10 protein-coding genes and 1 pseudogene are annotated in these 13,000 nt (G+C 41.5%); 3 read left to right on the top strand and 8 right to left on the bottom strand.

Features of this window, described 5'->3' with window-relative positions; translation table 11 throughout:
* The 7 genes and pseudogenes from H3299_RS01310 to H3299_RS01280 all read right to left on the bottom strand — a co-directional run bounded on the left by H3299_RS01310 (nucleotide 1) and on the right by H3299_RS01280 (nucleotide 8,453).
* Nucleotides 1-1,734 (bottom strand): site-specific DNA-methyltransferase, encoded by a 1,734-nt coding sequence (locus H3299_RS01310; RefSeq protein ID WP_182418546.1) that lies wholly within the window; start codon nucleotides 1,732-1,734, stop codon nucleotides 1-3.
* A 459-nt stretch (nucleotides 1,735-2,193) separates the two neighbouring features.
* On the bottom strand, nucleotides 2,194-2,745 hold the full coding sequence (locus tag H3299_RS01305) for a hypothetical protein (protein ID WP_182418545.1): 552 nt from the start codon (nucleotides 2,743-2,745) through the stop codon (nucleotides 2,194-2,196).
* Entirely contained in the window at nucleotides 2,738-4,258 is a 1,521-nt protein-coding gene (locus tag H3299_RS01300; protein ID WP_182418544.1) for a YfjI family protein, read from the bottom strand. Before H3299_RS01300 ends, H3299_RS01305 begins: the two co-directional genes overlap by 8 nt.
* Nucleotides 4,255-5,239: pseudogene (locus tag H3299_RS15760) on the bottom strand (toprim domain-containing protein). Before H3299_RS15760 ends, H3299_RS01300 begins: the two are co-directional and overlap by 4 nt.
* Before the next feature lie 96 nt (nucleotides 5,240-5,335).
* Nucleotides 5,336-5,566 carry an AlpA family transcriptional regulator gene (locus H3299_RS01290; protein WP_182418543.1) on the bottom strand — a complete coding sequence of 77 codons (231 nt, stop codon included), beginning with the start codon at nucleotides 5,564-5,566 and terminating at the stop codon, nucleotides 5,336-5,338.
* A 310-nt stretch (nucleotides 5,567-5,876) separates the two neighbouring features.
* Nucleotides 5,877-7,079, bottom strand: coding sequence for a site-specific integrase (locus H3299_RS01285; RefSeq protein ID WP_182418542.1), 1,203 nt, complete (start codon nucleotides 7,077-7,079; stop codon nucleotides 5,877-5,879).
* A gap of 375 nt (nucleotides 7,080-7,454) precedes the next feature.
* Nucleotides 7,455-8,453: a nucleoside hydrolase gene (locus H3299_RS01280; RefSeq protein WP_210276128.1), complete on the bottom strand. Its 999-nt coding sequence runs from the start codon at nucleotides 8,451-8,453 to the stop codon at nucleotides 7,455-7,457.
* Nucleotides 8,454-8,743: 290 nt separating this feature from the next.
* Between H3299_RS01280 and H3299_RS01275 the strand changes: the two genes are divergently transcribed.
* From H3299_RS01275 to H3299_RS01265, 3 genes are all read left to right on the top strand, one after another.
* Nucleotides 8,744-9,676: a sugar ABC transporter substrate-binding protein gene (locus H3299_RS01275; RefSeq protein WP_182418540.1), complete on the top strand. Its 933-nt coding sequence runs from the start codon at nucleotides 8,744-8,746 to the stop codon at nucleotides 9,674-9,676.
* 254 nt (nucleotides 9,677-9,930) lie between these two features.
* Nucleotides 9,931-11,445, top strand: coding sequence for a sugar ABC transporter ATP-binding protein (locus tag H3299_RS01270; protein ID WP_182418539.1), 1,515 nt, complete (start codon nucleotides 9,931-9,933; stop codon nucleotides 11,443-11,445).
* A 48-nt stretch (nucleotides 11,446-11,493) separates the two neighbouring features.
* Nucleotides 11,494-12,471 carry an ABC transporter permease gene (locus H3299_RS01265; protein ID WP_182418538.1) on the top strand — a complete coding sequence of 326 codons (978 nt, stop codon included), beginning with the start codon at nucleotides 11,494-11,496 and terminating at the stop codon, nucleotides 12,469-12,471.
* A 116-nt stretch (nucleotides 12,472-12,587) separates the two neighbouring features.
* On the opposite strand, the gene H3299_RS01260 is transcribed toward H3299_RS01265, so the two are convergent.
* On the bottom strand, nucleotides 12,588-12,800 hold the full coding sequence (locus H3299_RS01260) for a heavy-metal-associated domain-containing protein (protein ID WP_182418537.1): 213 nt from the start codon (nucleotides 12,798-12,800) through the stop codon (nucleotides 12,588-12,590).
* Nucleotides 12,801-13,000: the final 200 nt, after the last annotated feature.

Here is a 13,000-nt window from a genome sequence, read left to right as displayed (position 1 = left end):
TCACGCCTCACCATAAAAGCTTTTGGTGAAAGCGTTATCGTTTAAAGATATATCCAAACTTGCATCATCCATTTCAGACGCATTGATATAAAGTTGGTTTTTATCCAATAATTCTTTCAATAGCTGCTTTTGCTGGTCTATTTTTAAATCTTTAAAACTTAACCTATGGTCAATGCCATCAAGCTCATATTCTTTGGTTAAAATTTCATCCAATTCCACTTGATAGTTTAAATGCGCTTGCTGCTTCATGGTGTCAAAAATCTTGGCTAATTCATCATAGCCGCTTGCGGCATCAATAACATCAATAAAAGCCGCATTAAGCTGCTTTAATTCTGTATAGACAAAACTACCGCCGCCTTGCCAAGCAACGTCTTTGGAAATGCCGTTGGGTTCTCCATCAATGACTTTTTGCAAGCGTGGAACGGTGATGTCATTGATATAATCCATTTGCTCAATGCCGATATAGCGCCGTCCCATTTTATGCGCCACCGCCGCCGTTGTGCCACTGCCAAGATGAAAGTCTAGGACGAAACCATCTGGCGGACATGATGAAGAAATAATACGTTCCAACAAAGCTTCTCTTTTTTGAGACGAAAAATTAACGCTCTCATTGGCTGAATTATTCAACTTATCAATAACCCACACGTCATCTACTACAACGCCTTTATCCAAAACGTCTTCGATAAAAACTTTTACGCGGTTTCCTCCGCCAGCATCAGAAAGTACATATTCTTTTTCGTTTTCGTCAATTAATAATTTTTGTTTTCTCTTTTTTATATATTCTTCTTTAGATTCCCACTTTTCAAAATAACTATTAAAATACTGCTGATCACTTTTACCATACACAAATATAGAATCGTGTCGTTTTTCAAAACCATAACGTAATTTTTTATTCCAACCACTATATCGCCAAATAATTTCATTGCGGAAAAGATTTTTCCCCAATATATCATCCATCAATACTTTTAAATAATGCCCCTCATTGTGATCAATATGAACGTAAATTGTACCAGTAACCGATAATAATTCTTTGGCTACTTCAAGGCGATTTTTCATGAAAGTTAGCCATGTGGAACGGTTAAAGCGGTCATTATATTTAAATGAATCATGCTCCGTATTGAACGGTGGATCTATATAAATTAAATTTATTTTTCCAGCAAAGCGTTGTTTTAAACTATGAAGGGCGATGAGGTTATTGCCCTTGATGATGAGATTATCATCATCATGAAACGCGGTTATATTATCCTCCACCCCGTCTTTGCTATAGCGTTTGCTATTGGTAAAGAGTTTAGGTGAAAAAAGCCTATCAATTTCATCACGGGCGATAATTTCATTATAATAGACTTCATTTTTGCCTTGCTCTTCCCGTGTCATGCCGCCTTCCAGCACGCAATCCTTAAAGGGAAAATCCAAAACAACATCGCTATTATAATCAAGATATTTGCCATTGCTGGTGAGGCCAATTTTATTGCGATATTTGGTAAAACTATCCGCCCAATATTCTTTAAAGCGCAAAAGACTGGTGAATTTTTCAAAGTCAAAAACGAGTATACCGTCAATATCAGTGCCATAAATTTGTTTAATTTTTGGGTTTTCAATCAAGGCTTTGATAAGCTTTGGCTCTTTATTATTTATCGCGTCAACCACATGTGCACGCAATAGCGTTTCACCATCCCAAAATTGCGGAAAGCTTTTTAACACGCTATTTAATTCTTTGATTAGTTTTGTTTCCATTTTGTTGCGCCACTTTCCCTTAAATCTTCAAGGCTTAAGGCTAATTGCCCCTTGCCCTTCATGTGTAAAACATTTTGGATATTGTTAAACTACATTGGCAATATTTAAGCAAAAAAATCAAGTCATGTTGTTTCATAGTAAGGCACACTTATTGCCGCCTTTGTGTGAAAAGCAACATAAAAATAGTGTAATTTAGTGAAGTGGCAAAACTTGAAAAGGCGGCTAATTTTTCAAGAATTAAATCAAAAAAAATCAAAGCACTTTAAAAAATCTGCGCATGAGCCCCATGCCGGTCTAACCGCCCCTTGGCTTTTAAACTTTTGACCGCGCCCCCTTTTTTATTATCGTTCGTCTTAATCATTTGCTTTAAAAGCAAATGCGCTCACTTTATAGTGTCCGCAAAGGTTGCAACCTTAACAATTGCTAACATGGCAGGGCGATTAAGGGTTGCGTTTAACCTTAACAATCCTTAACCAATACCGCCCGCCCTAAATGATTAAATTGTATTCGCCCAGCTTCACGCAATTGATCTTGAGCGTTGGCGGCTCTGGTTGCGCCCCATTCCAAAACTTGCATCGCCATGCCATATGACATAGCCCCATAAAGTTTAAGCGCTCTTGCGTAAAGCTCTGCATCGTCTAGCCTTGCTTTGCTGTTATAGCTTTCAACATTCTTCAACATGCGCGGCTTAGTGGTGGCATGACCTGTTTTTGTGCTGGGTGTACCAGTTAAAAGGTTAACATTTGTTAACATCTGCATATCATGCTTATGATCTGGGTTTATAGTTTGGGGGCTGGTTTTACTCTCGGCAATATCAACATTTGTCAACATACCAGCGCGTGAAAAATCACCATCATTATGAGGCGTATTATTTAAAAAAAATTTCTGTTTTTGCCTATAATCGGAACACTCAAAACCCTCAAAACCCCCATTTTGATAGTTTTGAGGGTTTTGAGTGTTCCCAATACCTCCGTTTTTATATTTTTTTAATGCTGCAAGCCATTTACCCATTATTGCCCCCATCGTTTAAAGCTGGGTTCCATTCATATTGAACAGTTGGCCGCCCGCCTGTTGCTGTTGTGCCTTTTGGTATTTCGCGGCAATGGTTCGTATCGGTGAGCATCTCTATTGCTGTTGCCACTGTTTCACGATCTGCAAGTCCTGCCCATTTCCTTTGATGAATATCGCGCAGCGTAAAGACGGGGGGCAATTCCTTGCGCCTTTCAATGATTAGCTTGGCGCTATCCTCTACCACTCTTTGCCCTGCTGCATATAAGCGGTTGGCATGGCTAAGCAAATAATCTGCCCATGCAAGCGCGGTTAAGGTTGCAGCCTCTCCAACGTCAAAACACCCGCCGCTTGCAAGTTCAAAGATTAAGGCAAGGCTTGCAACAGTCTTTTGCATTTTCAGCATGTGCGACTCCATAACCCCCGCTATATTGCCGCCCCTTGCTTGTCTGTGGGTTGCTTCTACCCATTCGCGAAACATCTCTTGCGCTGGGGGTGAAAACCGCAAAACCATTGGATTATCTGGGCTGCCTATTGGCTTATCAAAAAATGTACGGAAAACCGCGTCATATGCTTGCCTTGCCTCTCTATTTGGGTGGCGATCTACCCATTGCCAATTAGCAACATCATCAGGCCAAACCGCCATTTGCAGCCTTTGAATTAGACCATCATCGCCTTTGCCCGTGATTGCATTATGAACAAGCGGGGCAATTCTTGCGGGCTGTATGCCCCCAATCATGGATATAGTGGCGTTTTCAATATGAACGGTACCGCGTCCAATACGATCATAGGTGAAATGACCATCGCCATTAAAAGCCTCTAAATAAAAGGCTCTATCTGTCTGCGCGTCCTCGCTTTCCATCTTAGCTAAAAAGCCAGCTAATTCATCGCGAATTAATAAAATGCCTCTGGGGTTCTCGTTTAATAATTCCCCTAGCTTTTCAACTGTTGCATCATTAACGACAAGGCGCGGGCATGGGGCTTCATCGTCATTGTTTTTGGTACCATCTACCAGTAAAGCGCGGGCGGCCTCCTTGCCCCCGTCCTTAAAGGCTTTGGCTGCGCGTTTTTTCCTGTCCTTATCGTCCAGCGCATCAAGAATATCATCAATAGCGGCTTGCTTTTGGCTTTGCTCCCATTCCTCGCGTATGGCTGTTTGAAGTGCATAGACTGGGGCTAATGCTGATTGCATAGCGGGTGATTTCATAGCAGACGGGCGGCCAATAATTGCGCCCCATAGGTTCGGGACTATCTGCCAATCATCATGCTGCTTTGGGGCTATCCTAACGCTGTTGCCAATGATTGCCGCTAAACCACAAAGGCAAGAGACTGCAACAAAGTCAATCGGTGATTGCTGCCTGTCTGAAACATCGAAAACATAATTATAAAGCGCGGGCGGCAACATAGCCGCGTCAAATGGTTCTACACTTGGCAAACTTGAAGCGATAGGCTTTATGCTGCCCCATGCATATTCTTGCATTTCAATAAGCGGTTTTTCATCAATGATAAAATTCATGCTTCACCGCCTTTATTGGCTGCTGCCAGCGCTCGCAAAACATCGTTAAAATCTTGCCCTTGCGGTGGCATCATTGTTTTAATCGTCCAGCCTAACCCCCGTGCTTTATCAATAAGCGCTTTGCCAGCTTTTAGCCCCGCCTTATCACCATCAAAGGCAATGATTAATTCGCCTAGCTGATCTGGTAAGTTGATTGCTTTCATACCGCTTGTTGATAATGCTACCCAAATATTCGCTGGCTTTGATAGCATACCGCAATTGAGCGATAGCCCTGTTTCTATCCCCTCGCATATGATTAACCGATTGCTTGCAATATTGGTTAAATGTACTGCACCCCCTGCAACACGCCCTAGCATCGCCTTAGCTGGGGCGATAGTAGCTTTATCACCGGTATTGGTTAAATAGGTTCTATGTACTGCAAAGCCGCTTCCACCATCAACCAATGCGATCATAGCTGGGTAATATTGGCCGCTAGGGTGACGGCAATTATTATTAAACCGTAAAGAGTGAGGCAAGGCGCAATTGATAAAACGCCCCCGCAAATAACGTTCGGTTATTGTGCCTTTAATCGGTAATGATTGCCCCCATAATTTGCGGGCTGCCTCTGCTTTGCGGGCGTTGGTTGCATCATTTAAAAGTGAAGTTTTATGAAGTTCTTCAAGCTGGTTAAAGCTGCTCCCAATGTCAGGTTTTGTCAGGTTTTGTCAGGTTTTCAATCTCAGGTTTTCTCAGGTTGCGGGCGTTGCTGTAATTATCAGTTTTTGGCTCGATAATTCCCTTTTGCCGTAAAGCATCCATAATATCGGTAAAGCTGCACCCTGCATGGCAATGCAACAATAAGCGGCCATCATTGCCGTTGGATAAGGCAAGGCTAGGGCTGCTATCTTTATGCGCTGGGCAACATGCAACCCCATAGCTACCATGCCATTGACCTTTAAGGCTAAGGGTTATCATCCTTGCCTTTTCTTCATAGTTCAACATTTCTTACTCCATATCTTGAAATATGGGGCATGGTCTGCTAACGTGGCTTTGCGAAAACGAGAGAGCAAACCCGCCCCATTCTAGCGGGTGCTTTCTTTACATAAAATTACGCCTTGCCTCCGTTTCCCCTTTTAGGTTGCCTATTCTTTGCGCTTTGGCTTTTTCAATAACATTGATAATTTCTGATTGCGGCCAGCGTGATAGGTTGCCGATTTTTAAAGCTTGCGGAATAGTACCATCGGCAACACGCCTCCAAAATGTTGGCGCGCTGATTTGCAGAATTTTTGCACTTTCTTTTGCGTTTAAAAGTGGATCAATATTGGTCATGCTTTTCACCTCATAAGTTTGGGCATATGAAACATGAGGGTTTTAAGTTAACTCTAGCCCCATATGCCGCGTTGATACGAGGTGATTATAAATCCCATTGAATGAATACAAAAGGGGAACACTTGCAAATAATCCAACAAATTCATACCCTAATAAAAGTGGTGTCCCCAAAAAGCCTCTTAAATTGCATTCAATGCATTAAAGTCGCTTAAAACGCATTTAATATGCTCAAGGTTAGGGCAAAAAATATTGCATGCATCCTGTGGATAAAACGTGGATAAGTTTACAATCATGCCATTCATCTAAATTATCAGCCGTGTTTTTTAGGTTTTTCAAATGGAATTATACTATTATTGCGGCCTGTTACATGCTGCGCCCATCGTTCCATTAACGCCCTGCGTTGGTCTATAAAATCAGTACGCCTATAAGCCCGTTCAACACTACCGCCCACGGTATGCCCTAAAATCGTCTCGGCTACATCATGGCGCGCGTCTGTTGCCTCTGCCAGCCAATCCCTTAAGCTTGATCTAAAACCATGTGGACGGGCTTCTAATCCTACTCGCTCCATATGCTTTGCCATTGTCATATCTGAAATGATACTTCCCCGCGCTCCAGTAAATAAAAATCCATTGCGTGATATGCGCCTTGCTTCATCAATGACGTTTAAAGCTACAGTGGATAAGGGAACGCGAAAATCATTCGTTGCATCGCGCCGCCCTTTCATTGCCTCGGCTGGAACCGTCCAAATATCACCATCAATTTGATCTTCATGGATATGACGCAAAGGGTTAGACCTAACGCCCGTTAGGATTAAAAGCCGTAAAGCTAAATGGGTTGCGCTACCGTCATTAAGGCTTGCATAAAAGGCTGGTACGTCATGCCAGTTCATGGCTGGTATATTCTTCGGCCTGTGCCTAGTCCTGCCCAATAATGCTTTTGCTTTCATTATTGCTTGTAAGTCCACGTCCAGCCCTAGCGCCGCCGCGTGTTGCAAGCATATATTGAGGCGGTTCATCGCTTTTCGCGCTGTATCGGCTTTATCATGCCAAATAGGGGCGAATGTGTCTCTAATATCGGTTTGATCTATATCTGAAACGGGAATATTCCCTAATCGTGGCAATACGTGAAGTTCAAGCGGGCTAAACCACCGCCCCGCCTTGCCATCGCCTTTTAATTCTGCCTTGCGGCTCTCAAAGGCATCTCGCGCAATATCCTTTAACAAATGAAGATTGCGGGCTGCCTCGCGCTTCTTTTTGTCTCTGACCTTTATAGGGTCTAATCCCTCGCGTATGGTTGCTCTATATTGATTTGCGATTGTTCTAGCTTCTTTTAATGATACTTCATGGATTGAGCCTAAACCCATCTCGCGCCGTTTGCCATGTACCGTGAAACGCAAAACCCAATTGCCCGCTTGTGCGCTGGTTTTAACAAGTCGCAATCCTGCCCCATCTTCATATTTACCAGCCCCTAGCGTCATAACCGCCTTAGCGCTTAACTGATTCATCACTTTCATGCTTTACCTCATCTTTTAAGGCTTTATTCAATCCCCCAGCCAATCCCCCAATGATCTTGCGCTTAGGTGAATTTTAATGATTAAGCATGACAATGAACGAAACAAAAACATATTGCAATATCAAATAGTTTGATACAAGGTGACAAACGTTGATTTACTGTGAAATATCAATAAGTTGCCGCGTCTGGGCACCACTATTTATCTTCACCTTGTCTTTATTCTACTTATATAGCTTAGTATCTAATTATGTTGGAATATTGTAGATAATATGGGCTTCAGTTTAAATAAAAGATTTACCCAATTATTTTAATATTTTTGCAAGGATTTATTTATTGAAGCTAATAAGGCGGGATTGACCCCACCTTATTGTTAAAGCTATTGAACTGGAACAGGCAAAGTCATTAGATCTCCATAGAGCTTTAAAAAACGCTCACTATCCATTTGTTTTACAACCTTGATCTTTTGCAACAAATCTGTTGGTTGTTTTTGCCAATAGCCATAGGTTCGGCCATATCCCGGCCCAAAAGTAACATCAACATCGACAAACACCTCATCAGTCGTTATCGCAAGTGTGGGATCAAGCATATAAGCCAGCGCCAAGGTGTCAAACACATTGACATTGGCATGAGGATTTTTCGCAAATGCTTTTGCAATCCAACTGTCTTTAAAAAGAGCAGCATTAGGCGCATCTTCAGCGGTGATTTTTTCAAAAGTTGCTTTATCAAGCTGGGTTAAATTGGTTGCATCAAGCGGGATAATCACTTGTGGAATAGCCTCGCGCATTACAATCCTTGCTGCCTCTGGGTCAACCCAAATATTCATTTCTGCTGCAGGAGTTGTGTTGCCATGCACATCAAACGCGCCACCCATATAAACAATTTGCTTGATGAGAGGCACAATTTCAGGATTTTTACGCACGGCTAAGGCAAGATTTGTTGCAGGGCCAATGACTAAGATTGAAACCTCATGGGGATTTTTTTTAATTGTATCAATTATATAATCGACTGCATTTTCATCTCGTAGCTTGGCTTTGGTTGCAAAGCTGCCTAAAGGCGCAATGAGATCATCTTTCTTAGGTTCTGGCCTATGAAAAGCAGTTAAATAAGATTCTCCAAAACCGAAGAGTTTTCGTTCGCTGTCAAAACTTTTTGGGTCGTGAACAAGCGGGTAAAGTGCGCCGGCATAAACACCAACCTCATCTTCGATCCCTAACCGTTCTACAGCCTTCAATGCATCAACAACTTCTTGTTGCAACCAGTTATTACCAGTCACTACTGTCACGCCAAGCAATTCAATTTTCTTTTGCTTATGAAGTTGAGCTGCCATAATGAGCGTTTGCCCGTCATCACCGTCAATGCTAAAATCAGTATCCATAATCACTTTCATTGCTGCATTTGCGTTGAAAGAAATGCATGCCAATGAAAAAATAAGAAAAAATATTAAAAACAGTTTTTTTTGTAAATATTGCATCGTCTTATCCTCCACGTTTTGCCATTCAATTGTTATAAACAATCTGGGATAACAATTGAAAAGTCCTTTTAATACCATTTGCAAAATAGTATAATAAAGTAATTTATTGACCAATGATACCTTCACAACGCCATTTAGGTTTTCATTCTGTCGCATTTATTATAAATTAAAAACCATAATTTGAGGAGATTATAATGAAATTCAAATCATTGTTAATTACGGCAGCCCTTGCTCTTGGTCTTACTGCCCCGTCAATGGCAGCAGAACAAAACAAGCCAGTTGTTGGCTTAATCATGAAATCTCTAGCCAATGAGTTTTTTAAAGATATGCTAGATGGCGCTGAAGCCCACAATAAGAAGCTAGGCACATACGAGCTTAAAAGCTTTGGCATGCAATCGGAAACCGATATTGAAAGCCAGATTAACGCGGTTGATAATTTTGTAACCCAAGGTGTCAAAGCGATTGTTATTGCGCCAGCTGATTCACGTGCATTAATCCAGCCATTAAAACGCGCTATAAATGCAGGCGTGACAGTTATTAATATTGACGTGCAGCTTGATGAAGCCACCTTAAAAGCAAATAAGGTTGAAATTCCTTATATGGGCCCAGATAATCGAGAAGGCGCTCGCATGTCAGGTGAAGTTTTAGCAAAACATGTTGGTAAAGGCGGCAAGGTTGTTATCATTGAAGGTATTCCAGGTGTAGACAATGCCGAACAACGCCGCTTAGGCTTTAATGATGCAATTAAAGAGGGTGAACTTCAACTGGTAACCTCTCAAACCGCTCATTGGGAAACAGAAGAAGCCAATACTGTTTTCACGAATATTTTAACCGCTAACCCTGATATCCAAGGTGTTATGGCCGCCAATGACTCAATGGCGTTAGGTGTTGTTCGTGCATTAGATGCAGCAAAACGCAATGACATTAAAGTTGTAAGCTTTGATAATGTTCCTGCTATTCGTCCTTTAATCAAGGATGGCAAGGTTTTAGCAAGTATTGACCAATTTGGTTCAAGCCAAGCTGCCGATGCCATTGACGCTGCCCTTAAGGTTATTGATGGCGGCGAACCTTTAAAAGGTTGGATCAAGACCCGTGTTGCTCTTATTACCAAAGACAATGTGGAATAATAATCTTTTCCTAGCATGGCACATTTGCCATGCTAGGCGCCTTTTTCAATAAAATATGAAAAACTATTAAAGCATTTGATAAATTAAATATGATAGTTTTGCTAAAATATCTTTCATATTACCCCTTCGATTGCTGGAAAAGCCTACAAGACCTCTTTGCATCTTTTGACATGTTTAAATCTTGTTTTGCCCCTTAACTACAGCTTTCCATTTCATTATTTGCCCGATGATTGGGCAATAGTTTGCAGGCTCCTATGGCATTAAAAAATCAAATTTTGCTACAACTTCAAAACATTGTTAAGCATTTTGGCGGTGTAACCGCACTTGCTGGTGTTGATCTTGCTTTAAAAAAAGGCGCGATCCATGGCCTTATTGGTGAAAATGGTGCAGGCAAATCAACCTTGATTAAAATTATCTGTGGCATTGAAACACCCGACCAAGGGACCATGCTATTGGATAACAATTCATATACCCCTCATTCTCCCGGTGACGCCAAGAAGAAAGGCGTGCAGGTTGTTCATCAGGAATTAAACCTTTTGCCGTTTTTATCTGTTGCAGATAATATATGTTTTGAGCATTTGCCTGCCAATTGGTTTGGTGTTATCCAGAAAAAAAAGATGGAACAGGAAGCGCGTACCGCGCTTGATTTGGTTGGGCTTGATAATTTATCTCCCTCGGAAACAATCGAAAATCTTGGTATTGCTCAGCAACAACTTATTGAGATCGCGCGGGCATTGAAAAGTAAAAGCCGTATTTTAATTCTTGATGAGCCAACAGCAACCCTAACATCAGTTGAATCTGACCGTTTATTTAAACTAGTTCATCAATTGGCGGCAGAAGGCGTTGCGATTTTACTTGTTTCACACCATCTTGACGAAATTATCAACCATTGTGATGAAGTCACTATTATGCGCAATGGCCGCACTATTGCCACCCATTCCATTTCAGATGTTACAATTGACAGCCTTATTCAAGCGATGATTGACCGTAAGATTGAGGCAGCACCATTAACTAAAGAAGCTGTAGCGCATAAGGATGTGCTAATGCGGGTTGAAAAACTACGACCCATAGCAAGCCCTTATAGTGAAGGTACATCACTAACCTTACATAAGGGCGAAATTGTTGGCATCGCTGGCTTAGTAGGTGCTGGACGAACTGAATTTTTACGAGCAATTGCTGGCGCTGATAAAGCGCGATCGGGGCATATTGCGTTAAATGGTAAGGCTAAGCTATATGCAACGCCCGGTGCCGCCATTCGCGATGGCATTGCGCTTGTTAGTGAAGATCGCCGTCATGAAGGTTTAATTCTTCCCATGCCAATTGCTACCAATATAACCCTAGCTGACACCAAAGACATATCAAAAGCCGGTATTTTGCAAAAGCAAAAAGAGGACGAAATTTCGTTAAAATATGGCCGAGAATTAGCAATTAAATATGGTAAACTGAATGATCCTGTGTCGACACTATCGGGTGGGAATCAGCAAAAAGTTGTTCTAGCAAAATGGATGGCAATTAATCCATCAGTGCTTTTACTTGATGAACCAACGCGCGGCGTTGATGTTGGGGCTAAGGACGAAATTTACGCCCTAATGCGCGATTTTGCCGCGAAGGATAAAGGCCTATTGGTAGTTTCATCAGAAATGCGTGAACTGATTGAATTATGTGATCGCATTTTGGTTATGGCGCATCATCAAATTATTGGTGAATTGCAACGCCATGAATATTCGCAAGAACGTATTTTGCAACTGGCCTATCATCAGGCTGCATAAAATACTTACAATGATAATGAAAAGACGAATTTTTTACAAGGACATATAATGGCAAATGAATCACAAAAAATGAAATCCATATTACGCGATGCAGGAATTGCGTTGGCGCTCCTTGTATTAATTCTTGTTTTTGCTCTTACAACCAAAAATTTTTTGGCACCGTCCAATATAACTAATATTCTTACTCAGGTGACCATCAATCTTATTTTGGCAACCGGTATGACCTTTGTTATTTTAATCGGTGGTATTGATTTATCTGTCGGGTCTATTTTGGCACTGTGTGCTGTTGTTGGTGGCACGGTGATGAATTTATCTGGCCTTGACGTTGTTTCGGCTGTTTTGCTGGCAACCGTCGTTTCTATCTTGGTGGGCATTGCTTGCGGCATGGCTAATGGTTTGATATCAGCCTATTGGGGCATACCACCCTTTATTGTTACTCTTGGTATGTTAAACGTTGCGCGCGGCGCAGCGTTGCAATTTACCGATGCACGACCAATTTACTCTTTCCCACCAGAATTAATTAATTTTGGAGATATGGCCCTTAGTTTTCATTATTTTAGTATTCCGTTGGTGTTTATTGTTGCGCTTATTCTGGTGTTTGTTGCTTGGTTTATTCTCACCAAAACGGTTTTTGGCCGTATGCTTTATGCTATTGGTAATAATGAAGAAGCTGTCCGTTTAGCAGGGCATCCAGTTTTTTGGTATAAGGTGGCGGCCTTTACAATAGCAGGTGGTACAGTTGGTATTGGCGCGATTATTTATATTGCCCGCTTGAGCGTAGCAAGTCCGATTATTGGTGTGGGCTTTGAATTGAACGCTATTGCGGCCGTTATTATTGGCGGCACAAGTTTGAATGGTGGGCGCGGTTCAGTTTTTGGGACGCTGGTTGGTGCTATTATTATTGGTGTGCTTGCTAATGGTTTGGTGCTTCTTGGTCTTGGCGATTTTATCCGCCAGATGATTACCGGTCTTGTGATTATCCTTGCCGTTGTGCTTGATAAATATCGCGAACGACTTGCAAGCTAAGCTATAATATAACGCCACCTTAACGGGTGGCGTTATTTGCATCAATTGACATATAATTTTAAAATGAAAGATGATAAATTTGATAAAGCAAAAATCAGATGCTTTAAAAAACTTATTTACACGGCTTCAGGCGTATAATCAGCATCAATAATAGCTTGCTTTACTTTAGCTGCATCTTGAGTTCCACTAACCGTTACAAGATGACTTGCAACATCAGCTTTTACTATTGCATTTGGCAAAGCCTCAACAATGGCATTTGTAACCGACTTAACGCAATGGCCGCAGGTCATATCAGCAACACGAAATACAATATCAGCATTTTCACTCATTTTATTCTCCTTTTATTCATATGGGTCTATATGCGACCTTCCAACGCGGCAAGGTCAAGAGGAAAAATCAAAACGATTAATAATTTCATATAATGTGCATTGCACTAATCTTATAAATAGGCTTATTACCAATTTACCCTTTTAAACAGACTTAAATCTTAAATGGGAAGACAATTGGACATATATTTAGGAGAGGCAAA

Source organism: Bartonella sp. HY038, from assembly GCF_014117425.1.
GTDB lineage: Bacteria > Pseudomonadota > Alphaproteobacteria > Rhizobiales > Rhizobiaceae > HY038.
The sequence above is the reverse complement of the archived record's forward strand: the minus strand, read 5'-3'. Positions and strand labels throughout refer to the sequence as shown.